This is a genomic window from Kordiimonas sp. (assembly GCF_048264555.1).
Classification (GTDB): Bacteria; Pseudomonadota; Alphaproteobacteria; order Sphingomonadales; family Kordiimonadaceae; genus Kordiimonas.
Genome location: NZ_JBLXCX010000006.1, coordinates 69,804 through 90,594 on the forward strand (window position 1 = coordinate 69,804; position 20,791 = coordinate 90,594).

The 20,791-nt window shown below is 54.9% G+C and carries 21 protein-coding genes and 1 tRNA gene; 11 read left to right on the plus strand and 11 right to left on the minus strand.

The features are described 5' to 3' along the window. Positions 1-42 precede the first annotated feature (42 nt). The gene (gene rpoH / locus ACN0XZ_RS15340; RefSeq protein WP_417458672.1) at positions 43-927 is read right to left on the minus strand and encodes an RNA polymerase sigma factor RpoH; all 885 of its coding nucleotides are present in this window, start codon (positions 925-927) and stop codon (positions 43-45) included. Between the two features lie 104 nt (positions 928-1,031). Beyond that, positions 1,032-2,024, minus strand: a complete 993-nt coding sequence (locus tag ACN0XZ_RS15345; protein WP_417458673.1) for an RluA family pseudouridine synthase — start codon at positions 2,022-2,024, stop codon at positions 1,032-1,034. An 11-nt stretch (positions 2,025-2,035) separates the two neighbouring features. Here ACN0XZ_RS15345 and ACN0XZ_RS15350 point away from each other — a divergent pair, with 11 nt between their 5' ends. From ACN0XZ_RS15350 to ACN0XZ_RS15360, 3 genes are all read left to right on the plus strand, one after another. Continuing rightward, positions 2,036-2,509, plus strand: a complete 474-nt coding sequence (locus ACN0XZ_RS15350) for a hypothetical protein (protein WP_417458674.1) — start codon at positions 2,036-2,038, stop codon at positions 2,507-2,509. Then, positions 2,475-2,975, plus strand: a complete 501-nt coding sequence (locus ACN0XZ_RS15355; protein ID WP_417458675.1) for a M67 family metallopeptidase — start codon at positions 2,475-2,477, stop codon at positions 2,973-2,975. The genes ACN0XZ_RS15350 and ACN0XZ_RS15355 overlap by 35 nt, the downstream gene beginning before the upstream one ends. Before the next feature lie 130 nt (positions 2,976-3,105). Next, positions 3,106-4,722, plus strand: coding sequence for a long-chain fatty acid--CoA ligase (locus ACN0XZ_RS15360; RefSeq protein WP_417458794.1), 1,617 nt, complete (start codon positions 3,106-3,108; stop codon positions 4,720-4,722). 77 nt (positions 4,723-4,799) lie between these two features. Here ACN0XZ_RS15360 and ACN0XZ_RS15365 read toward each other — a convergent pair whose 3' ends face one another. Together ACN0XZ_RS15365 and ACN0XZ_RS15370 are read right to left on the minus strand one after the other, a co-directional pair. Next, entirely contained in the window at positions 4,800-5,009 is a 210-nt protein-coding gene (locus ACN0XZ_RS15365) for a DUF2842 domain-containing protein (protein ID WP_417458676.1), read from the minus strand. Next, positions 4,999-5,466 (minus strand): NUDIX hydrolase, encoded by a 468-nt coding sequence (locus ACN0XZ_RS15370; RefSeq protein ID WP_417458677.1) that lies wholly within the window; start codon positions 5,464-5,466, stop codon positions 4,999-5,001. Before ACN0XZ_RS15370 ends, ACN0XZ_RS15365 begins: the two co-directional genes overlap by 11 nt. 63 nt (positions 5,467-5,529) lie before the next feature. Here ACN0XZ_RS15370 and ACN0XZ_RS15375 point away from each other — a divergent pair, with 63 nt between their 5' ends. Beyond that, a complete protein-coding gene (locus ACN0XZ_RS15375; protein WP_417458678.1) occupies positions 5,530-6,222 on the plus strand; it encodes an SOS response-associated peptidase in 693 nt (230 codons plus the stop codon). Positions 6,223-6,245: 23 nt separating this feature from the next. Beyond that, complete coding sequence (locus tag ACN0XZ_RS15380) at positions 6,246-7,049, plus strand: enoyl-CoA hydratase/isomerase family protein (protein ID WP_417458679.1); 804 nt, start codon at positions 6,246-6,248, stop codon at positions 7,047-7,049. Here the strand turns inward: ACN0XZ_RS15380 and ACN0XZ_RS15385 are convergent. Continuing rightward, complete coding sequence (locus tag ACN0XZ_RS15385) at positions 7,046-7,867, minus strand: hypothetical protein (protein ID WP_417458680.1); 822 nt, start codon at positions 7,865-7,867, stop codon at positions 7,046-7,048. The genes ACN0XZ_RS15380 and ACN0XZ_RS15385 overlap by 4 nt on opposite strands. 113 nt (positions 7,868-7,980) lie before the next feature. Between ACN0XZ_RS15385 and ACN0XZ_RS15390 the strand changes: the two genes are divergently transcribed. Further along, a complete protein-coding gene (locus ACN0XZ_RS15390) occupies positions 7,981-8,778 on the plus strand; it encodes an SDR family oxidoreductase (protein WP_417458681.1) in 798 nt (265 codons plus the stop codon). 43 nt (positions 8,779-8,821) lie between these two features. Here the strand turns inward: ACN0XZ_RS15390 and ACN0XZ_RS15395 are convergent, their stop codons facing one another. The 6 genes from ACN0XZ_RS15395 to ACN0XZ_RS15420 all read right to left on the minus strand — a co-directional run bounded on the left by ACN0XZ_RS15395 (position 8,822) and on the right by ACN0XZ_RS15420 (position 14,851). Then, entirely contained in the window at positions 8,822-9,460 is a 639-nt protein-coding gene (locus ACN0XZ_RS15395; protein WP_417458682.1) for a PAS domain-containing protein, read from the minus strand. Between the two features lie 88 nt (positions 9,461-9,548). After that, the gene (locus ACN0XZ_RS15400) at positions 9,549-10,022 is read right to left on the minus strand and encodes a nuclear transport factor 2 family protein (RefSeq protein ID WP_417458683.1); all 474 of its coding nucleotides are present in this window, start codon (positions 10,020-10,022) and stop codon (positions 9,549-9,551) included. Positions 10,023-10,070: 48 nt separating this feature from the next. Continuing rightward, a complete protein-coding gene (locus ACN0XZ_RS15405; protein ID WP_417458684.1) occupies positions 10,071-11,579 on the minus strand; it encodes an alanine/glycine:cation symporter family protein in 1,509 nt (502 codons plus the stop codon). 116 nt (positions 11,580-11,695) lie between these two features. After that, on the minus strand, positions 11,696-12,223 hold the full coding sequence (gene moaB / locus ACN0XZ_RS15410; RefSeq protein ID WP_417458795.1) for a molybdenum cofactor biosynthesis protein B: 528 nt from the start codon (positions 12,221-12,223) through the stop codon (positions 11,696-11,698). Next, positions 12,213-14,000 carry a lytic transglycosylase domain-containing protein gene (locus ACN0XZ_RS15415; protein WP_417458685.1) on the minus strand — a complete coding sequence of 596 codons (1,788 nt, stop codon included), beginning with the start codon at positions 13,998-14,000 and terminating at the stop codon, positions 12,213-12,215. The genes moaB and ACN0XZ_RS15415 overlap by 11 nt, the downstream gene beginning before the upstream one ends. Then, positions 13,997-14,851, minus strand: coding sequence for a uracil-DNA glycosylase (locus ACN0XZ_RS15420; protein WP_417458686.1), 855 nt, complete (start codon positions 14,849-14,851; stop codon positions 13,997-13,999). The genes ACN0XZ_RS15415 and ACN0XZ_RS15420 overlap by 4 nt, the downstream gene beginning before the upstream one ends. 339 nt (positions 14,852-15,190) lie before the next feature. Between ACN0XZ_RS15420 and ACN0XZ_RS15425 the strand changes: the two genes are divergently transcribed. The 5 genes from ACN0XZ_RS15425 to ACN0XZ_RS15445 all read left to right on the plus strand — a co-directional run bounded on the left by ACN0XZ_RS15425 (position 15,191) and on the right by ACN0XZ_RS15445 (position 20,642). After that, entirely contained in the window at positions 15,191-16,849 is a 1,659-nt protein-coding gene (locus ACN0XZ_RS15425) for a 4Fe-4S dicluster domain-containing protein (protein ID WP_417458687.1), read from the plus strand. Positions 16,850-16,869: 20 nt separating this feature from the next. After that, positions 16,870-18,594 carry a tetratricopeptide repeat protein gene (locus ACN0XZ_RS15430; RefSeq protein ID WP_417458688.1) on the plus strand — a complete coding sequence of 575 codons (1,725 nt, stop codon included), beginning with the start codon at positions 16,870-16,872 and terminating at the stop codon, positions 18,592-18,594. Positions 18,595-18,626: 32 nt separating this feature from the next. After that, positions 18,627-19,505: a 4-(cytidine 5'-diphospho)-2-C-methyl-D-erythritol kinase gene (locus tag ACN0XZ_RS15435; protein WP_417458689.1), complete on the plus strand. Its 879-nt coding sequence runs from the start codon at positions 18,627-18,629 to the stop codon at positions 19,503-19,505. Between the two features lie 128 nt (positions 19,506-19,633). Continuing rightward, positions 19,634-19,708: transfer RNA gene (locus tag ACN0XZ_RS15440), tRNA-Gln, on the plus strand. 232 nt (positions 19,709-19,940) lie between these two features. Then, positions 19,941-20,642: a TonB family protein gene (locus ACN0XZ_RS15445; RefSeq protein WP_417458690.1), complete on the plus strand. Its 702-nt coding sequence runs from the start codon at positions 19,941-19,943 to the stop codon at positions 20,640-20,642. Positions 20,643-20,791 lie beyond the last annotated feature (149 nt).

Consider the following 20,791-nt stretch of genomic DNA (forward strand, 5'->3'; position numbering starts at 1 on the left):
ATTCAGCCGCGTCACAAAACTTCTAACATTCAAATAGTTTAGTTATGAGCCGTTTGCAGCTTTCGCCGCCGCGAGCCGCATAGCTTTTTGCACTTTTTCAAATGCACGAACCTCAATTTGCCGGACGCGTTCACGGCTCACGCCATATTCCTGGCTCAGTTCTTCAAGCGTTTGGGGTGGCTCTTTAAGCCTGCGCTCGGTCAATATGTGCCGTTCACGCTCATTCAGGTCTGCCATCGCTTCTTCAAGAAGGGATAGGCGCTGTGTATGCTCTTCCTTCTCTGCAACAAGCGTTTCCTGATCCGGCCCATCGTCCACCAGCCAGTCTTGCCACTCGCCTTCCGCATCTGCCCGAAGGGGTGCGTTTAGGGAATGGTCCATCGCAGACAAGCGGCGGTTCATATTCACCACGTCAGTTTCCGGAACATCCAGTTTTTCCGCGATTTTGGTGACATGTTCCGGCAGGAGGTCGCCTTCTTCAACAGCGGCGATCTGCCCCTTCAGCCTGCGCAGGTTAAAGAAAAGCTTCTTCTGTGCGGCAGTGGTGCCGATTTTAACGAGTGACCAGCTTCTGAGGATATATTCCTGGATTGCAGCCCTGATCCACCACATGGCATAGGTGGCGAGGCGGAAGCCTTTTTCCGCGTCGAAGCGTTTTACGGCCTGCATCATGCCTACGTTACCTTCGGCGATAAGGTCCGCGACCGGCAAACCATACCCGCGGTATCCCATGGCGATTTTTGCCACCAGACGCAAATGGCTTGTAACCAGTTTGTGCGCTGCCTTGCGGTCTTTGTGTTCCGCCCAGGCTTTGGCGAGCATATATTCCTCATTCGCTTCCAGCATCGGGAATTTACGAATGTCCTGGAGGTATTGGCTCAGGCTGCCTTCGGGAGAAAGTGTTGGTAAATTGCTGAGATTGCTCATCCTAAATCCTCGCCCCGGGTCATGGCCCGATTATCTTTCTATATCATTTTGATATAATACTGCCGAACAATATAAGCTGTCAAATGCGTAAAAAAGCCAGCGCCCTAGACCGCATAAGGGTCCAGGCTCGCCAGCATCTCTTTCATATCATGTGGGAGTTCGCTCTCGAATTTAAAGGCCTCACCGGTAATGGGGTGGAAAAAACCGAGAACACGAGCATGAAGTGCTTGCCGGTTGAAAACGGCGAGGGCGTCGCGCGCGGGGCCTTTAATCTTGCCTGAAAGCTTGAAAGCACGAGCATAAACAGGGTCTCCCACCAAAGGGTGACCGATATGTGCCATATGCACTCGCACCTGATGGGTGCGGCCTGTTTCAAGCTGGCATTCAATGAGGCTCGCGATAGGGGTGCCGCTTTGCTGGAAATGCTTGATGGTACGGTAATGTGTTGCCGCCCACTTGCCGCCTGTTTTTGCAACCGCCATGCGCTTGCGGTCAACGGGATGCCGGGCGATATTGCCCTCAATCCGGCCACTAGGCGGCACCGGGTGCCCCTTGCAAACCGCACTATACAGCCGCTCGATAGAATGATCAGCAAACTGTGCGGCGAGGCCGTTGTGGGCTTTGTCATGCTTTGCCATGATCAAGAGACCGCTGGTTTCCTTGTCGATGCGGTGCACGATACCCGGGCGTTTCACGCCGCCAATGCCACTGAGGCTGCCTGCGCAGTGATGAAGTAGCGCGTTTACAAGCGTGCCTGATGGCGCGCCAGGCGCCGGGTGCACTACCATACCTGCGGGTTTATTCACCACAATCACATGATCGTCTTCAAACACCACATCGAGCGGGATGTTTTCTGGCCCTGGGGTCGCCTCCTCTGGCTCAGGAATTTCGACGCTAAACACCTCACCCTGTTTGACCGAGCGTGATGGGCTCTTTATGGTGCCACCGGGTGATGGCATAATCAGATGTACGCTGCCACCTTTGATCAGGCTTTGGAGCCGAGACCGGGACATATCCGGCAGGGCTTCCGCCAGAAGTTTGTCCAGCCGGATTCCGCTTTGGGCGGGGTCAACCGATATTTGAAATGCGTCGCTCATGGAGACACCTTATGATGCGCGAAGACGAAAAAGTCACGCCTCAGATGAATAGAAGTGATGAAACTGCGGGTGAGGGCGGCAGTATGCAAGACGTTGTAGATGAGCTGGGCGCTGTCGCCGATCAACACAAGGGGCTGAAAACGCTTGTGCTTGTATTGGGGCTTGTGATTATCGCGCTCTTTATTTTTGTGGTTTATGCGATTGCGACAAAAGCGACAGAGCAACTGATCGCGCTTGATAACGGCGAGAAACAACCAATCGCGGAGGTCGCGCCCACAACGCCTGCTCCTCAAAAAGCGTTAACGTCAGATATCATCGCGGCGGGTGACTATCATGTGGTGCGGCCTGAGGGGAGCGAGCTTCTTTCCGCCATCGCGAACGAGCGCGAGCTTCTGCTTCATTTCAGGCGTGCTGACGGTAGCGATACGCTGATTCTGGTGGATAGAGCGAGTGGCAAACAAACGCCGGTGTCGGTTCCGAAATAAGATGTCCGTGCGGGTTGAGCTTTCAACTGATCTTCTTTCCCGCTTGGAGGAAGAAGCCCTGTGGGCTGAGCCTCACGAGGCCTGTGCTCTACTGTTGGGGCACGCGGACGAAAATGGGGTAAATGTCACGGATATCGCTTTCAGCGCAAATGTGACAGAGGGCGACCCCAAGACTACTTTTGAAATTGATCCAACACTTTATATCCGCCGCCAAAAGGAGGCCCGACAGGGTGGCCCACAGGTGGTTGGTGTATGGCATAGCCATCCGGGTGGCAAACCGCTTCCATCTGACACAGATAAGGCGAGGTCGGTTGAACCGGGATGGTTGTGGATCATTACGGCAGTGAATGACGGGCAGGCAGAAAGCGTTGGCTATCGTGCGGATGCGCATGCTCCGGAGGTTATGCATCCCGCGCAGATCACCAGCCAAATCACACCTGCGCGATTCTCGTCACAAACGGTTTGAAAAGCCTCAACCGGGACCTATAGTCAATGAAACGCTGGAACAAGCCACCTTTGGGAAGAGGTCGGCTTAAGGCATATATGTAGATATATGCCTCGTATTGATTATGGGGAGCTATTCTGTGTTAGGACAAATGCAAGACTGGCCTTTGCTGGTCTCCAAGTTTCTTGAGCATGCCGAAGTTAACCACCCGAAGCGGGAGATTGTCTCCATGCTACCGGAAGGTGGGCAATTCAGATATGATTTTGCGGCACATGCAGTGCGGGCAAAAAAATGCGCGCAAGCGCTCGGTCGTTTGGGAATAGGGTTTGGTGACCGTGTAGCTACACTGGCCTGGAACACACACCGCCACATGGAGATATGGTTTGGTGCGTCTGGCATGGGGGCCGTGACCCATACGGTAAACCCGCGCCTGTTCCCGGAACAACTGATCTACATCATGAACCACGCGGAAGATCGTGTGTTGATGCTGGATATCACTTTTGTGCCGCTCATTGAGGCGATTGCGGAACATCTGACAACGATTGAGCATTTTGTGCTGCTGGTTGGCCGGGAGCATATGCCGGAAACCAAGCTCAAAAATGTGTTGTCATATGAAGAGTTGATCGAAGCTGAAGACGGAAACTATAACTGGCCAACGTTTGACGAGAACACAGCCTGTGGGCTTTGTTACACATCCGGAACAACTGGAAACCCTAAGGGCGTTCTCTATTCTCACCGGTCAAACTTTCTGCATACATTGCTTGCACTGACGGGTGATACGTTGGGCATAAGGTCCACGTCTGTCATTCTGCCGGTGGTGCCTATGTTTCACGCTAATTCGTGGGGTATCCCTTATGCGGCGGCGGGTTCCGGCGCCAAGCTGGTGCTGAACGGCCCGCACCATGACCCGGAAACTTTGCACAAGTTGATTGTGGATGAGGGTATTACGGTAACCGCAGCGGTACCAACAGTATGGGCCGGGATGCTGAAATACCTGCAAGCCACCGGCAAAGACATGGCGGAGCTGAAGATCGTGACCATTGGTGGTTCTGCCGTGCCGCGTAGCATGATCAAAACTTTCCAGGACGATTATGGTGTGCGGGTGAACCACGCCTGGGGCATGACGGAAACCAGCCCGCTTGGCAGCTTGGGTAGCGAAAATGCAGCTGTGCAGAACCTCTCCCCAAAAGAGAAGCTAGACGTGCAATGCAAACAGGGCCGCATGGTGCTGGGTGTTGAGATGTGCATCATGGATGATGATGGCAATAAACTGCCGCGTGACGGAGAATCGTCTGGCCGGGTGATGGTGCGGGGCCCTTGGGTGGTGAAAAGCTATTTCAAAGGGGATGCAGGCAATATCCTTGATGATGATAACTGGTTTGACACTGGTGATGTGGCTTGCATTGACGAGCACGGTTATATGCAGATCACGGACCGCGCAAAAGACGTTATCAAGTCTGGCGGGGAATGGATCAGCTCCATTGACCTTGAGAACGAAGCGGTTGGGCACCCGAAGGTGCTGGAAGCTGCAGTTATTGGCCGCTATCACCCTAAATGGGACGAACGCCCATTGATGGTGGTGGTGCCTGAGGAAGGGCAAACGGTCGATGTGGCAGAGATGCACGCCTACCTTGAGGACAAGGTCGCCAAATGGTGGCTGCCGGATGATGTTGTGATAGTGAAGGAACTGCCGCATACCGCCACAGGAAAAATATCCAAAAAAGACCTGCGAGAGCAATTCAAGGATTATAGTTTCCCAGACGCGTAACGCTTAGGTAGGCGCTTATGGATAGCAAGATGAGGGCGGCTTTTGCCGCCTTCTGTATATTTCAGCGCAGCAGGTTATTACCTTTTGCCGCGGCCCATCCATTCCAGAATTTTACGGGCGGGGAATATCCACAGAATACCAGCGACCAGATAATAGATCGTTTGAATGATGAGTGAGCTTTCGTTCAGCATGCTGCCGATGCCGCCGGCCAGAAAGGCATAGGCCATGAGCCCGAAAATAAGCGCAAGCATGCCCCATAGGCTGCGGGCTGCGGGTTTATCGGTCATCAGGGTGGCCTTTCAGTTGCTCGTATCGGTTGGCCGCGAGCGAGATAATGCGGCGGGTTTCACTCCATAACGGAAGGGCAAGGGCTTCATCAAGATTAAAAAACCTTGCGTCTAATGCATCAGAACTCGCGTGCAGCCTACCGCCGGTTGGCACCGCAAGATAATCCAGCAGCGTATAGTGATACCTGACCGAGCCGTCCCCGCGTCTGTCTACAAGGTCAATCGTGTCCAGAAAGTCCAGCACCTCAATCTCAAGGTCGGTTTCTTCCCTCACTTCGCGTTTGAGGGCGCCGTGCACCGTCTCTCCCAGTTCCTGTGCGCCGCCTGGAAGGCTCCATTCCCCCTTCTTGGGCGGCTTGCCACGTTTGATAAGCAACACCTCACCATCACGCATAATGACAGCACCAACGCCAATGATGGGTCTTTCAGGGTTTTCTCTTGCGTCCATAATCTGCATGTTATTTGTTCGGGTAAATCTTTTGGCACTTTGAGCGTGCAATGATTGAGAGGCAAGTTTTCTATGTGCGGGCGTTATATCCTGACTTCTCCAAATGACGCGATGGAGCGTGTGTTTAATACCCCCGCAGGCATGCCGATCCCGCCGCACTATAACGTGGCACCGCGCCAGCCTGTGTTGATCGTCCGGCGTGATGATAAGGGTAATCGACGACTGGTGGCCGTCGAGTGGGGGCTGGTACCTGAGTGGAAAAAAGAGATCGGTGACAAACCACTGATCAACGCCCGTATTGAAACTGTGGTGGAAAAACCCTCATTCCGCTCAAGCATCAAGCGGCAGCGTTGTCTCGTGCCTTTTGATGGCTGGTATGAATGGAAAACTGTGAATGGGCGTAAGCAGCCGTATCTGATCAGCCCGGTGGAAGGTGGACCAATGGCCTTCGCGGGCATCTGGTCGGTATGGCATGGACCTGAGGGTGACCATTGGCTTGAGACCATGGCTATTTTGACGGCCCCGACAGAAGGGCCGATGAAAAGCCTGCACCACAGGCGCCCCTTGGTGGTGCGTCCGGAAGATTATAGTGCTTGGCTGACACCACATGACCCGCTGCCACGCGGTTTTCTGGAAAGCTTCCAGTTTGTGCCAGAGACAGCTTTTCACTGGCGTGCGGTGAGCCGAGTTGTCAATAACGTGCGTTTTAATGGGCCAGAGTGTTTGAACCCGGCGGAAGAAGAAACCCAACACAGCCTTTTTTGAAGGGTCGAGTGAGAAGGCAAGAAATGAACGACTATTCTGACAAAACAAAATCGATCTATGTGGAGGTTGAGGGCAGTATCGGTAGCCTCGTACTGAACCGGGCGCGCAAGAGAAATGCGATGTCTGAAGCCATGTGGTCGTCACTCCCCAAGGCTATGGAGGTGCTTGACCATGATACGCGCGTGAGGGTGATAATCGTGCGTTCGTCGTCACCGGAGGCTTTTTCAGCAGGTGCGGATATCGCAGAGCTTGAAGTGATCGCGAAAGACCCAGCCCGGCAGGAAAGTAACCGTATTGCCATTCGAGAAGCACAGCGGGTGCTCGCCCGCACGAAGAAGCCAACAATCGCTCAAATATCAGGCTCGTGTATGGGAGGCGGTTGTGGTCTCGCTATCCACTGCGACATGCGTTTTGCAGCACATGGCGCGCGCTTTGGCATTACGCCCGCGAAACTTGGCCTCATCTATCCTTTGAATGACACCAAACAGTTGATGGATCTGATTGGGCCAGCAAAAGCAAAGAGCATGCTTTTCACCGGGCGGGTGCTCGACGCGGAGGAAGCCCTTTCGATTGGTTTGATCGATGAGCTTTATGACGCCGGTGAACTTGAGCAAAAAACCTTGAGCTTTGCCCAGCAGATCGCCAGCGTTTCCCAGTATAGCGTGCGCAATATCAAAACCATTATCCGGCGGATACTGGATGGGCAGGTGGATGACGATGACGCCACGGCAGAAATGTTTCGGGCAGCGCACGAAGGCGTGGACGCCGCAGAAGGTGTGCGCGCTTTTCTGGAGAAGCGCCCGCCTGGTTTTACCTGGAACGACTAAAGCGGCCTGAGGTCACGAAAGTCAGGTACCAGATAAAGCGCGGATACATGAAGGGCTGAGGCTGCATAAATAAATGTGCCAGACAAAACCATGCCAATCACCTCGGCTATGCCTGAGGGCAGTAGCCCCGCGAGAAGTGAACTCACAATCATATTCGCGAGACCGACGCTCAGGAGCAGGAAACCAAGCGCACCCGTGATGGGGGTGAGGAAAAAGCGGCCACGGCTCCATGCTGTCCACAAGGTTTCCCTTCTGTCTCGTGCTTCAGCTGCAATGGCGAGATTGGCGATGCCCGTAAGCGCAATGCTGGCCCAAACGATCAGCACCACCCCGGTCATCGTCACAGCATTCCCCAAACCACCAAGCGCACCCCCGATGATGGATATAGTGGGCAAGGCCACAAGGGCCAGAAGCACAATCATGCCGGTGGCAGCAACCATATGAAGGAAAGAGCGAAAACCGCGCCTGAGGAATGCTTTTGTGCCACCTGCTGATGGCGTAAGGGCACCGGGCGCGCAGGCTCGGGCCCATGGAATGATAAGAAAGGTTGTTACCGCCGTTACCATAAGGTGCCCGAAGAAGAGTGTGGAAGCGCCTTCATCAATTGCGTCGGCGGCGTCGGCGGTTTTGCTCTCCGGGTCGTTTTGGCCGTCCAGTATTTCTATAAGGTTCGAGATCACTTCTGCGGACGGCATGTATAAAATCGCTGACAAAATGCCAGACAGTACGGACAGCAAAACAAAAAGCTCTGTCCGCAAGCGAATGCCTAGCCAGGCGGCTTTTATAAGTGCTGAGAGCGTAGGTGTCTGGAATTGCATGTGTCAGGTTCCCGCCCAGCATGAAGTGTTGTGCCAAATCATTTTGGGTGCAGATTTGATCTCGCCACTGTCTACCCTAGTTTATCTTCATGATCAACGAAGGGGAGGTTTCTATGTTTAAGGGACAGACGATTTGGGTGACGGGGGCTTCCTCTGGCATTGGTGAAGCGTTGGCGTATGAGTTCGCGAGCCTTGGTGCGAAACTGATCCTTTCTGCCAGGCGAGAGGCAGAGCTTGAGCGAGTGAAGGCAGCATGCGAAACAATGGGCGCGATGGCTGACGATGTCCTCATCCTTCCTCTTGATGTGACCGACGAGGGGGCAATTGCCTCGGTGACCAAAGCGGCGCACGGCTTCACCGGGCGTATCGATATGCTCATCAACAACGCGGGCATCTCCCAGCGGTCACTGTGTATCGATACTGATATGGCCACATACCGGCGCTTGTTTGAGGTTGATGTCTTTGGCCAGATCGCCCTCACCAAAGAAGTGCTGCCGATCATGCTGGAACAGAAAAGCGGCCATATGGTTGTCACGGCTTCTGTGGCGGGCAAGATTGGCGTGTCTCAGCGCACGGGATACTGCGCCGCCAAACACGCCATGATGGGCTTCTTTGACGCTTTGCGGGCTGAAGTCTCAAAATCTGGCCTTCATGTCACCACCATCACGCCCGGTTTTATTCGCACCAACATCGCAACCCATGCCTTGAAGGGGGACGGCAGTGAGTTTGGCAAGGTTGATAAAAACATCGCGGGCGGTATGGACGTTAAAAAATGCGCCAAGGTCATTATGAAGGGGCTGTCCAAACGTCAGAAAGAAATTCCGGTAGGTGAGGGCAGTGAGATGAAGGCCCTGTGGGTGAAACGCTTCTTCCCCAACACACTTTTCAAGATGGTTGAAAAAATGGGCTAGGCACTAAGCCTAACCCATTGTGATAGGGCCGTTCTGATGCCCGTCAGGCATCCAGCCAAGTATTTTTGCTGGGGCGTGGTTTGGTGGGCATGAACCTATCCCACCAGCGGCTTTCCGCTTCTGGGCGTGGGCGACGTTTGGGCCGTTCAAATTGAACGATGGGTTTGCCGTACCCGAGGTCAATAAATTCGACACTCGATACCTTCTGATGGTCCAGCATCAGTCGGTCGTTGATACGGCCATAACTTGGTCGTTTACGGTAAACCGAGCAGCCGACGATATAGACAGGAGCGCCGTCACGGTCGGCGAGCGGTAGGTATAATGACGCGACTTCAGCGTCGCGCCCGGAATGCCGGTAAACCGATTCCACCAGATGCGCGCCACTTGGCTGCATCAGCACCGCATCATAAAGGCGGGCTGTGTTTTCATACAGGTCAGGGCTTGTAAGGTCGAACGCATTGAAGCCAGGCATTGGCGTTTGCCAAAGATCCGGCGTGCTGGTGCCAATCATGGATACCTGAACATCAAAACGGTCACGGCGTTTCATTAGAGAAATGCGTGGTAAAAGCTCATGTAGTTCAATGAGTTGCAAGGATCTTCGCGCTGGAATCGAAGCGCCGCTTTCACGTGGTAGATCTTGCCAGTAGTTTAGTAACTGCTCCAATACACCGGAAACGGGCATACGCGCCTCCTCTTCCAACAAGCATAGGAACTCGAACTGAAGAGAGTTTGCGGGGAAGAGGAGACGGTTTCAAGACAAGATATCTGACCTATTCTTGGCCCGCTTTTTGCCGCTTCTCAAATACCTGAATCTGCTGTGTGAATCCCGCCGCCAGGTCGTTTGGTATCGGGAATGTGAGATGGTACTGAGAAAATTTCCAGCCCGCATCGGTGCGAATCAGTATGCCGGTACCGCGGCTGGTGCCGTATTTCTCGTTGTCGAGAAGCTCGTCAAACCAGGCGCTATTACCATCTGGGGTTATATTGATGTGACGCTCACGTAGCGTGTAGGTCCAGCCGTTCGTCGGTTCCGCGTATGATTGAAAGGTCTTTTTGTCCCAACGTTCCGCAGCGTCGGTGCCGAGAAAGATGAAATCATCATGCGTCAGGCCAAAGTAGGTATCCCAGTCTGCCTCGGAAGCGGCTTTATGGTAGGCATCCAATACGTTTGAAATATCGGCCTTGTCATCAGCGTTTACCTGCACGCCAACCATGATCATCACTGCTGCAATAAGATATCGCATCCAAACCTCCTGAACCGCGCCGCGGCGCCTATAAACTTCCTACGTGCCCTAATTTTTGCGGGCCTTTATTTCACCTGACTTTAACCGTGCGAGGTAACTCTTCAAGTCGCTTTTCAGCTCAGGCGCAAGCAGATAGATACCAATCACATTCGGGATCGCCATCAGGAAGAACATGCTGTCCATCAGCATATAAACTTCTGAGACGGAGAAGACCGCACCGGGGATCAGCATCACACAAAAGATCGCTTTAAACCGGTCCATGGATGCTTTGCTGCCGCCAAATACAAACTCCCACACCTTGCTTGAATAATAACCCCAACTGATGATGGTTGAGTAACCAAACAGGAAGGCGGCGATCGCCAGAACCCAAGGGAACCAACTGATAACACTGCCAAACGCCGTGGAGGTAAGCGATATACCTGCCGCGCCTGATTGATCGAGGTACACGCCGGTTATCACAATCACAAGTGCAGTCATGGTAGAAACGACAACCGTGTCCACAAAGGGCTCCATAAGAGCCACCATGCCTTCGGAAACTGGCTCTTTGGTTTTCGCCGCCGCGTGGGCCATGGTGGCGGAGCCAAGCCCCGCCTCGGTTGAATAAACCGCGCGCTGCATCGCAATGATCATGGTGCCGATCAAACCGCCCAAGCCAGCCTCAAGGCTGAAGGCGGACGTGAATATGGTAACAAATGCTGCAGGCACCTCGCTGATGTGGCTGAAAATAATAACCAGCGCACCAGTAATATAGATAATCGCCATCGCGGGCACGAGGCGCGAGGTTACGCTCGCGATTGATTTGATGCCACCGATGATCACAACTGCGGTTAGAAGGGCCATCAAGATGCCAAAGATCCATTTAGACATCTCACTACTGTGGCCGGTTACTGCGGCAATGGCTTCGAAAGACTGGTTAACCTGCGCCACCTGTAACAGCGTTGGCACAGCCAACAGGGCATAGGTCCAGGCTAGCATTTTGCCAATTTTACCCCAGCCGCGTGCCTTGAGCCCACGCTCAAGATAGTACATTGGGCCGCCAGCCACCGTCCCGTCAGCGCGTTCATCGCGGTATTTCACACCAAGGGTGCATTCCGCGAATTTGAGCGACATGGCGCAGAAACCAATGATGATCATCCAGAAAGTTGCACCGGGCCCGCCTGTGCTGATCGCAACGGCAACGCCTGCAATGTTGCCAAGCCCCACGGTGCCGGAAAGGGCGGTCGACAGAGCCTGGAACTGGGTAACCTCACCCGCGGCATTCTCATCGTGATAATCACCCCGCACGATACGCCATGCTCGTTTGAAGCTGGTCAGGTTAATGAAGCCAAAATAAACGGTGAGCAAGATCATTGGCAGGGCCAGAAAGGCCACGATCCAGGTGACTTGAATACCTAAAATGTCAATGCGCGCAAAAACGAAAGCATCAAGGGCCGCAATCGCGTCCGCCATCATCTGCACAAAACCGCTGCGTGCCAACTCACCATCTTCGGCCAGCAATGGGCCACCAAGTGCCAGCACACAAAGGGCTGCCACTAAACTACGCTTGAACTGATACACGTCCTCTCCCCAGAGTTTTTTGTGTGGCGCCAGCCTAGGCGACGGACCGGCCTGTGGGAAGGGGAAATATCGGTATTGCGCAGAGTAGAGGGTAGGGGGGCTAGAACCCTATACGCCTATTTTTCACCGAAACGGGGCATCAGCTCAATAAAGTTGCAGGGCCGATACCGGTTGTCGAGCTGAGTGCTTAGGATTTTATCCCATCCATCTTTTACGGCCCCGGTTGAACCGGGCAGGGCAAACATGAGGGTGGTGCCAGCAATGCCGCCTGTTGCGCGGCTCTGGATGGTGCTGGTGCCGATGGTGTCATAGGACAGCATACGAAACAGTTCACCGAACCCGGGGATCGCTTTGGTGTAGAGAGCCTCGAAACATTCAGGTGTAATGTCGCGGCCCGTGATGCCGGTGCCGCCAGTTGAGATGATGACATCGACACCCTTGTCATCCATCCAAGCATAAAGTTGTGAGGTGATCGCATCAAATTCGTCCCGCACGATGACCCTGTCTGCCAGATTATGGCCTGCAGCCTCAACGCGCGCGGCCAGTGTGTCGCCCGACCGGTCATCGTCAAAGGTCCGGGTATCGGAGACAGTCATGACCGCAATATTGGCGGGAATGAAAGGGCGGTCTTTATCAATCATCAGCACGGCCTGTTGTTCTGCTGTTGGTGCGGGTGAGGGCGCGCTGGTGCGCGAGCGCGGTTTGGTCGGTATCCAGAAGGTCAAGCGCGGGCCATGCACCGGAGGCGATGGCGTCCAAGCTTGGCGTGTCCTGCCCGAGGCGCATGCGGTAAAGCCACAGGTTGGCCATCACGCGTTCAATATAATTGCGGGTTTCATAGAAGCCGATGGATTCGATGAACAGAAGGGGGTCTTCGTCGTAGATCACTTCGTTGCGCCAGCTCATCAGGCTGCCGGGCCCACCGTTATAGGCTGCAAGCGCCATGAAGAGGTTACCTTCCACATAGTCCATATCCAGCAGATATTCGATATACTGCTGGCCGAGCGCCATGTTGAACTCAGGCTCAAACAACCTGCCTTTGTTGCGGCGCAGAAGCTTGCGGTCTTTACTGATATAGCTTGCGGTGGCGGGCATGACCTGCATGAGGCCGCCTGCGCCAACCCGGCTTTTGGCACGAATGCGGAAGTCGCTTTCCTTGCGGACCATGGCGAAAATCAATGCTCTGTCGACGGAGAAGCCGCCTGCTGGCGCCCAGTCGGGTAGCGGGTAACGCACAGCCGTCGAGGCAGGTTTTCCTGTGCCGCCTGCCCGGCCAAGGCGGATCTGGATGTTGGGCAGGTTAAGCGCGGCACCAAGCGCCAGCAGATCTTCCTGCACGGTGGTGCCTTCCCGGCCCCAAAGCAGGCGGAGTTCTTCGTCGGCGATATCATCACGCCCAACCTCCGTCAGGGCTATGGCGCGTTTTGTGGCCACATGCACCATCAGGTTATCGACGGCATCCTGGTTTAACTCAGGCACTGACCAGTCAATATCGGGGCGGATGCCAAGCTGGCGACCAGCAATCAGCCCATAGAAGGTTTCAACCTGTGTGCTGGCGGCCAAAAGATGGCTGGTGCCTTTGAGCGGGTCACCAAGGCGGTAAGCTGCGCGCCCGGCCCAGAATTGGCCAGCAGAAAGCAACCAGTCGCCCGCGCGTTCCGAGTTGGCGACATGATTGAAGTGCTCATAAGCGGCCCCAAAATCACCGTCCCGCCAGTTGGCGAGGCCTGCGATCCAGTCGCTTTCTGGCACGATTTCACGGGCAAGATCCGCCGCGCGGGTAGCGAGGACGCGCGCTTTGAAGTTGTCGGATTTATAATAGTAGCTTGCGGCAATGCGCTCCAGCGCTTCGGCTTCCTCGTGGGGGACTAGGAGGTCCCTTGCGACCATGGCCCAATACCGCTTTTCTGCGCGCTCAGGATCGCCATTCCTGACGTAGCGGCGTACGTTTGCCATAAAGGTCGTCACAGAACTGCGTTCATCGCGCGTGCGGCTTGGGAGCGGCGGTTTTGGGTCTGCTGATTGGCCCGTAACGCCGGGGTAACGGGTGTCGACCGGTCTGCGCGGAGCGTGGGCCTTGCCTTGCCTGCGGCGGGCGAGACTATAAACACGCCATGCATTGGGGTGGTCAGCATAGGTTTTCAGCCAACCTGCCAGTTCCGCATATTTGCTGCGGTACCCGGTTGGGTGCATATAACGCTGGAACCAGACATGCCCCATCAGCACGTCGTTTTCCACCCGCTTGATCATCTTATCTGCCTGATTCCACTTGGCTTGTTCCTGCAGCTCAAAGATGCGGCGGTAGCGCTTTATATCCTCTTCCCCAAGCACAGTGGGGATTTCAGCAGGTGCGGCGTAGGTGTGCGGCGCAGTGATGCCAAGCAATATCAGGAGTGTCAGGAAAGCAGTTTTGAAACTCATAACGACGCGAGTGTCCTCTTAACAGCGAGCAGGTCGCGCCAGGCGAAACTCTTCAGGTGGGGCTGACGCAGTAGATAAGCCGGGTGATACGCTGGCATTGCGGCAATTTTCCGACCGCCAAGATCAAGCTCTTTCATGCGGCCTCTCAGCCGGGTGATGCCTTCCTCGGTGTTGAGGAGGGCTTTGGCGGACACCCCACCAAGCATAAGGACAAACTTGGGCTCAGCGAGCTCGATATGCCGCCGGATGAACGGCAGGCACATGGTTATAACGGCCTGGTCCGGTGTGCGGTTGCCAAGCGGGCGCCAGGGTACCACGTTGGAAATATAGACATTTTTGTCCCGGCTCATGCCAGCCGCCGCCAACATGCGGTCAAGCAGTTGGCCCGACGCACCAACAAATGGTTTGCCAACCCGGTCCTCTTCAGCGCCCGGCGCCTCACCCACGATCATCAGGGGTGCGCCGCGCGTGCCGTCAGAAAATACCGTGTTTTTGGCTGAGCGTTTCAGGAGGCCGCCATCAAATGCTTTCAGCGCTTCTTCAAGCTCATCAAGGGTTTGGCACGCGGCGGCGGCAGTTTCTGCTGCTGCCTGGCCTGCGCCTACAACGGCTTGAACCGGGCGTGCCTCAACCTTGCGGGGCCCCGCCACACTGTGGCCAGGCTGTGGCGTAAGTGTGCTGGAATGTGAGGCGGATGTGGGGCGGGACTGTGGCGCGGTTGCGGCCGTCTGAACAGGCTCACTTTTGAAGCGGTCAACCGTCTCGCCCTCAATGGCTTCGTCGGCGCCCATGGCCACATACCAGGCCAGCAAAGTGGCAGGATCGGTATTTTCCACAATACTGGTGGTCATGAAGTTCAGAAGCCCAATGTTAAAAGTGAATCAACTGGCGTGACGCCACTATATTGGCGATTACTATACAGGGCCATCCCTTAAAATTGCATTGAATTTTTGGCGTGCATTTTAAGTAATGAGCGGCGCTGGTTGACGTAGCGTTCAGGCCCGTTCCCGTGCCAGCCTGTCCGGGCTCATGGTATGCCAGCCTGCTGCAAGCGTTTGACGTTTACGTCAAGCACAGGCATAAACACTTGAAATCTACTGTCAGTGGCCCAGTTTTTGACCCAAGCTGCTAAGATGGGACGGCCTACCCGAAGCTTGGCGTTAAACTCAGGAAGTTTGAAGGAGCGGGGCATGGAACGCGAATCCATGGAATTTGATGTTGTAATCGTTGGTGGTGGCCCGGCTGGGCTGTCCGCTGCAATTCGCCTGATGCAGCTTGCACAGGAAAAAGAGCAAGAGCTGATGGTTTGTGTCATCGAAAAAGGCTCTGAGGTCGGTGCTCACATCCTCTCCGGCGCTGTGGTTGACCCGATTGCGCTTAATGAGTTGATCCCCGACTGGAAAGACAAGGGTGCACCGCTCAACACACCGGTCACAGAAAACCATCACTGGATCCTGTCAGAAACCGGGAAGACCGAGTTTCCGCACTTCCTGTTGCCGCCGCTTCTTTCGAACAAGGGCATGTATACATTGTCCCTTGGCAATCTCACCCGCTGGCTTGGTGAGCAGGCTGAAGCGATGGGCGTCGAAATCTATCCCGGTTTTGCAGGTGCTGAGGTCCTTTACCATGAAGATGGCCGCGTAAAAGGTGTCGCAACCGGTGATATGGGTGTGGCCCGTGACGGCAGCCATAAAGGCTCCTACGAGCCGGGTATGGAACTGCATGCCAAATACACACTGTTCGCCGAAGGCTGCCGTGGTTCGCTTACCAAACAGCTGGAAAGCAAGTTTGACCTGCGCGCAGACAGTGAACATCAGACATACGGCATCGGCATCAAGGAATTGTGGGATATTGACCCCGCAAAACACAAGCCGGGCAGGGTGATCCACAGCCAGGGTTGGCCGCTTACGGAAGACGCTGGTGGTGGTTTTATCTACCATCAGGAAAACAATCAGGTCGCCATCGGCTTTGTTGTCACGCTTGACTATAAAAACCCGTATCTGTCGCCCTTTGACGAGATGCAGCGATTTAAAAACCATCCAGCAGTTCGTGAAATCCTCGAAGGTGGTCGCCGCGTTGCTTATGGCGCGCGCGCGATTAACGAGGGCGGGCTTCAATCCGTGCCTAAGCTCAGCTTCCCGGGCGGTGCCCTCATCGGCTGTGCCGCAGGTTTCGTAAACGTGCCGCGCATCAAAGGCAGCCACAACGCCATGAAATCAGGCATGCTGGCAGCAGAAGCGGCGTTTGAAGCTGTAGCGGGTGGCTCGGCTGGTGAGCTTGAGCTTACGTCATACGAAGCGGCCTTCAAGTCCAGCTGGATCTATAAGGACCTGCACCGGGTACGGAACACACGGCCAGCGCTTTCCAAATTTGGGGTGACCCTCGGCACGCTCTATTCCGGTATTGATATGTGGCTCAACAACCTTGGCCTTGGTTTCCTTGTGCCATGGACCTTCAAGCACGGTCATAAAGACAATGAGGTGACCAAGAAGGCGGCGAATGCCAAACCGATTGAGTATCCCAAGCCAGACGGGGTTATCACGTTTGACAAGCTTTCGAGCGTCTTCCTCTCCAACACCAACCATGAGGAAGACCAGCCTATTCACCTCACGCTCAAGGATGCCAGCATACCGGTTGACGTGAACCTCAAGGATTATGCGGGGCCAGAGCAGCGCTATTGCCCGGCTGGCGTTTATGAGTTTGTTGAAGGTGACGGGGGCGACAAAAAGCTGCAGATCAACGCGCAGAACTGTGTTCACTGCAAAACTTGTGATATCAAGGACGTGACCCAAAATATCAATTGGGTAGTGCCTGAGGGCGGCGGAGGCCCCAACTACCCGAATATGTAGCGAGTTAACAAAGGGCAGAAATGAAGCCTATCACTTCCATCTTCTTGGCTTTGGCGCTTGTGGCATGCACCACCGAAGCGCCAAAACGCCAGATGGCCGCGCCTGTAAGCGGTTCATTATATAGCGAATTTGAAGCGCGGGACGACGGGGCCAGTTTTTATGGCCCCTTCGTTGCTGCCACCCTTGCCCAACATAATGAACAATATGCGGAAGCGGCACGCTACTATCTCTCTGCCCTGAACTCAGACCCCGATAGCCGCTTTGTGGCTGATCGTGCGTTTTTCCAGCTTCTCTATGCCGGGCGCATGGAAGACGCAGGCAAACTGGCGGTAAACCTGCAGGAACGTGATGGAGGTTCAAACGATGACCTCGTGCGTATCATGTATGTGCTGGAAGCTTACCATAGGGAAGATTGGCCTGAAGTTCGTGCGCGGTTAAGCGCCACGAAAGACACTGGCTTCGGTTTCCTCGTCTCCCCGGTTCTGGAAGCATGGAGCTATGCGGCGGAGAAAGACCTGCCTGCCGCTGAAGCCGCGCTCGCGCCGCTTCTGAGTGACCCTCGCCTCAAATCAATCGGGGAAGAGCACAAAGCCTATATCCTTGATCATCTCGGGCAATATGACGCCGCAACAACAGCGTATCTCGCGCTGGCGAATGCGGAGAAACCATCATCATACCAGCCAATGGTGGCCTATGCGCATATGTTGTTCCAGCAAGGCAATACTGCTCAGGCACGGGATTTTTTAGGCGAGCAGACCAAACGATTCAACAACAACAGCTTCCTGATGCGGGAAAGCATGCGCATGTCTGCGGGCTATCCGCCGAGCCAGGACGCAGCCACACCAAATGGTGCTGCCGGTGCGATCTTCTACAGTTTGGGTAGCGAGTTCGCCCACGGGCAGTCAACACAGGCGGCAATCGTTTATATGCGCCTTGCATCATACCTGATGCCAGAGGTGGCCGAAATTTACCTGCTGCTTGGCGATATGCTTGAGCGGCTGGAGGTGCCAGCGGCGGCAGCGAGCGCCTATGCCGCCGTGCCTGACATCAGCCCCCTGCGGCAACTCGCGCATATAAAGCATATCGGGGCCCTCAGGGCTGCAGGGCAGGCGGGGCAGGCGGAAGACCTTGTGCGCCGTGGCCTTCGGGACAATCCCGGTGATCAGACCCTCCTCGTCACCATGGGGGACATGATGCGTGAGCAGCAAAACTTTACCGAGGCGGCGGTCTATTACACGCAGGCGATTGATCAGCTCAAGCAGCCGCGTGCCTCAGACTGGTTCATGTTTTTTGCCCGTGGCGTATGCTACGAACAGCTTGGTGACTGGGATAAGGCGGAAGCTGATCTGGTTTCATCGCTACGGCTGAAGCCCAATGAGCCCAGTGTGCTTAACTATCTGGGATATAGCTGGATCGACCGCGGCAAAAACGTTGAAGAAGCCAAAGGCTTGATCGAAAAAGCCATTGAGCAGACGCCTAACGACGGTTTCATCATGGATAGTTTCGGGTGGGTGCATTTCCTGACAGGTGACTATGGCCAGGCGGTTGATTTGCTTGAGCAAGCCGTGAAGCTTGAGCCCACAGACCCAACGATCAACCACCATTTGGGGGACGCCTATTGGCGCGTTGGGCGCAAGATTGAAGCGCGTTTCCAGTGGCGGCACGCGCTTGACAGCGAACCGAACGAGACCGAGAAAACCGAAATTCTGCAAAAGCTGGCGGCGGGCCTGCCTGAGCTTTCGTAAAATCCCAACCGAGTTTCCTGCCGGAGCATATTATGGCCGATAGCATCACCGTTATAGCCCCGGCGAAGGTGAACCTGTTCCTGCATGTGACGGGGCGGCGGAATGATGGCTATCATCTGCTGGAGAGCCTGTTTGCGTTCACGAGACGCGGGGATGAGATAACCCTCAAGGCCGCGCCTGGGCTTTCCCTGACGATTGACGGGGAGTTCGCGGGCACTCTTTCTGCGGACGTGGATGACAATCTGGTCCTTAAGGCCGCCCATGCGCTCGCGCAAGCTGCGGGCATTGAAGCGAAAGCTGCCATCACGTTGCGGAAGAACCTGCCAGTGGCGGCAGGGATTGGTGGTGGCTCCGCAGATGCAGCCGCGGCCTTGCGGGGCCTTAATTCGCTTTGGGGGCTAAAGCTTTCGCTCGCAGACCTGGAGCCCATAGCTTATCAGCTTGGCGCTGATGTGCCCGCATGCCTCTATGAGACTCCCTTGTTTGTGGAAGGGGTGGGGGAGAAGCTATCACCCGCCACACTTTCATGGCAGGCAGGCATTCTGCTTGTGAACCCCGGCGTGATGCTGTCTACACCGGCAGTGTTCAGGGCCTTCAAGGATGCTGGCTCCCAATTTGATATGCCCTTAAGGGGGGATTTCCCGTGGGCGGATGTGGCAACCCTCGCGCGCCATAGCCATAACCGTTTGGAAGCCCCCGCTGTAAGCGCCTGCCCACAGGTGGCGGACGTGCTGAAAGCTTTGGCGGGCCTAAAGGGTGTGCAGCTCGCCCGGATGTCCGGCAGCGGAGCAACCTGCTTTGCGCTTTTTGAGGATAAGGCGACAGCAGAAGCGGCGGCCATGAGCCTTAAAAACGCGCGCCCTGAGTGGTGGATGATGGCAGATGAGTTGGTGACACCGAGCAGTTTGTGAGGCTTTTGAGCATCAGGTTCGTGGTGCTTGTGAACCTAAATTCTTGTGAACCGCAAAAAGACACAAAACCATAAAAAAAGGTCTTTACAGGCAAGGGCAGTTTGACTAAAACCGCGCCACGAACCAGTTGGGGCGTCGCCAAGCGGTAAGGCACCGGTTTTTGGTATCGGCATGCGGAGGTTCGAATCCTCCCGCCCCAGCCAGTTCGCTCTCCCGAAAAAAGAAATCTCTCACTACTGCGGCCAGTTTGTTGCGCATCATGTTTGTGCGCCGCGAATATTTTGGCATTTTTGCGGCTTAACCTATGCAAAATTTGCATATCTGCTCGGCGCGAAAAATCTATTTTTCACATAGCTGAGATAATCCTGAAACGGATCAGAGGCATAAAGGCGCTGCGCTTAGATGGCGCCAGGTTTTGTATCAGGAGCAATGGAAATGTCCCGCCCGAACTTCTTCTCCCCAGTGATTAAATCTGCAGCGGTATGCGCTGCACTTGCAACTGCAACAGCCCTTCCTGTTAGCGCAGGAGAGGCAAACAACGACGCGCAATGGAACCAGCAAATTCGCGAAGAACTTGCTCGCGTTCAAAACTACCCAAGCCGTGCGCTTGAACAAGGTGTTGAAGGCACTGTGATGCTGCGCGTGGACGTGGCAAACGATGGCCGTGTTGAAGACTATGCCATCATGGAAAGCTCTGGCTCACCGGTGCTGGACCGTGCCGTGTTCCGTATGGCGTCGAAGCTTGAGCGCCTACCAGCCCCGGCGAGTGCAACGGATGCCAGCTTTGTTGTGCCGCTGACGTTTAAACTCGCAGAAAAACGCACCGTTAAAGCTGCAGTTAAAGACCCGGTAAGCGTTTGGCGTGATGCTGTGCGCCGCCGCGTAGCCAACACGGTCTCTTACCCGCGTGACCTGGCGGTTGACGGTGTTGAAGGCCGCGTGAAAGTGCGCCTGACACTGAATGCAGACGGCTCGGTTGAGCGCCAGGAAATTGCCCAGTCTTCCGGTAATGATGCGCTCGATGCCGAAGCTCTTCTTCTCGCCAACCGCATCGGTAAACTGCCAAGCCTGCCTGAAGGGCAAGAGCCAGGCGATATTGTGCTGCCGGTTCACTATAAGCTTGCTGAAAATCGTTAAGACGATTTTCTCTCTTTCCTCTTCCCACACTCTCGGGGCGACGTTGTCGCCCCTTTTTTCTTTGAAAAACACATAGCTCACGTTCATGCCTTGTGGGTGCCATATCTTTCAGGCACGCTTGCGCATGATCGGTTCATAATGATTCCATT

What these genes read in the sequence shown, in the direction of transcription:
- rpoH (WP_417458672.1), bottom strand. Translation starts at nt 927, where the DNA reads ATGAGCAATCTCAGCAATTTACCAACACTTTCTCCCGAAGGCAGCCTG.
- ACN0XZ_RS15345 (WP_417458673.1), bottom strand. Translation starts at nt 2,024, where the DNA reads ATGAGCGACGCATTTCAAATATCGGTTGACCCCGCCCAAAGCGGAATC.
- ACN0XZ_RS15350 (WP_417458674.1), top strand. Translation starts at nt 2,036, where the DNA reads ATGATGCGCGAAGACGAAAAAGTCACGCCTCAGATGAATAGAAGTGAT.
- ACN0XZ_RS15360 (WP_417458794.1), top strand. Translation starts at nt 3,106, where the DNA reads ATGCAAGACTGGCCTTTGCTGGTCTCCAAGTTTCTTGAGCATGCCGAA.
- ACN0XZ_RS15365 (WP_417458676.1), bottom strand. Translation starts at nt 5,009, where the DNA reads ATGACCGATAAACCCGCAGCCCGCAGCCTATGGGGCATGCTTGCGCTT.
- ACN0XZ_RS15370 (WP_417458677.1), bottom strand. Translation starts at nt 5,466, where the DNA reads ATGCAGATTATGGACGCAAGAGAAAACCCTGAAAGACCCATCATTGGC.
- ACN0XZ_RS15375 (WP_417458678.1), top strand. Translation starts at nt 5,530, where the DNA reads ATGTGCGGGCGTTATATCCTGACTTCTCCAAATGACGCGATGGAGCGT.
- ACN0XZ_RS15380 (WP_417458679.1), top strand. Translation starts at nt 6,246, where the DNA reads ATGAACGACTATTCTGACAAAACAAAATCGATCTATGTGGAGGTTGAG.
- ACN0XZ_RS15385 (WP_417458680.1), bottom strand. Translation starts at nt 7,867, where the DNA reads ATGCAATTCCAGACACCTACGCTCTCAGCACTTATAAAAGCCGCCTGG.
- ACN0XZ_RS15390 (WP_417458681.1), top strand. Translation starts at nt 7,981, where the DNA reads ATGTTTAAGGGACAGACGATTTGGGTGACGGGGGCTTCCTCTGGCATT.
- ACN0XZ_RS15395 (WP_417458682.1), bottom strand. Translation starts at nt 9,460, where the DNA reads ATGCCCGTTTCCGGTGTATTGGAGCAGTTACTAAACTACTGGCAAGAT.
- ACN0XZ_RS15400 (WP_417458683.1), bottom strand. Translation starts at nt 10,022, where the DNA reads ATGCGATATCTTATTGCAGCAGTGATGATCATGGTTGGCGTGCAGGTA.
- ACN0XZ_RS15415 (WP_417458685.1), bottom strand. Translation starts at nt 14,000, where the DNA reads ATGAGTTTCAAAACTGCTTTCCTGACACTCCTGATATTGCTTGGCATC.
- ACN0XZ_RS15420 (WP_417458686.1), bottom strand. Translation starts at nt 14,851, where the DNA reads ATGACCACCAGTATTGTGGAAAATACCGATCCTGCCACTTTGCTGGCC.
- ACN0XZ_RS15425 (WP_417458687.1), top strand. Translation starts at nt 15,191, where the DNA reads ATGGAACGCGAATCCATGGAATTTGATGTTGTAATCGTTGGTGGTGGC.
- ACN0XZ_RS15430 (WP_417458688.1), top strand. Translation starts at nt 16,870, where the DNA reads ATGAAGCCTATCACTTCCATCTTCTTGGCTTTGGCGCTTGTGGCATGC.
- ACN0XZ_RS15435 (WP_417458689.1), top strand. Translation starts at nt 18,627, where the DNA reads ATGGCCGATAGCATCACCGTTATAGCCCCGGCGAAGGTGAACCTGTTC.
- ACN0XZ_RS15445 (WP_417458690.1), top strand. Translation starts at nt 19,941, where the DNA reads ATGTCCCGCCCGAACTTCTTCTCCCCAGTGATTAAATCTGCAGCGGTA.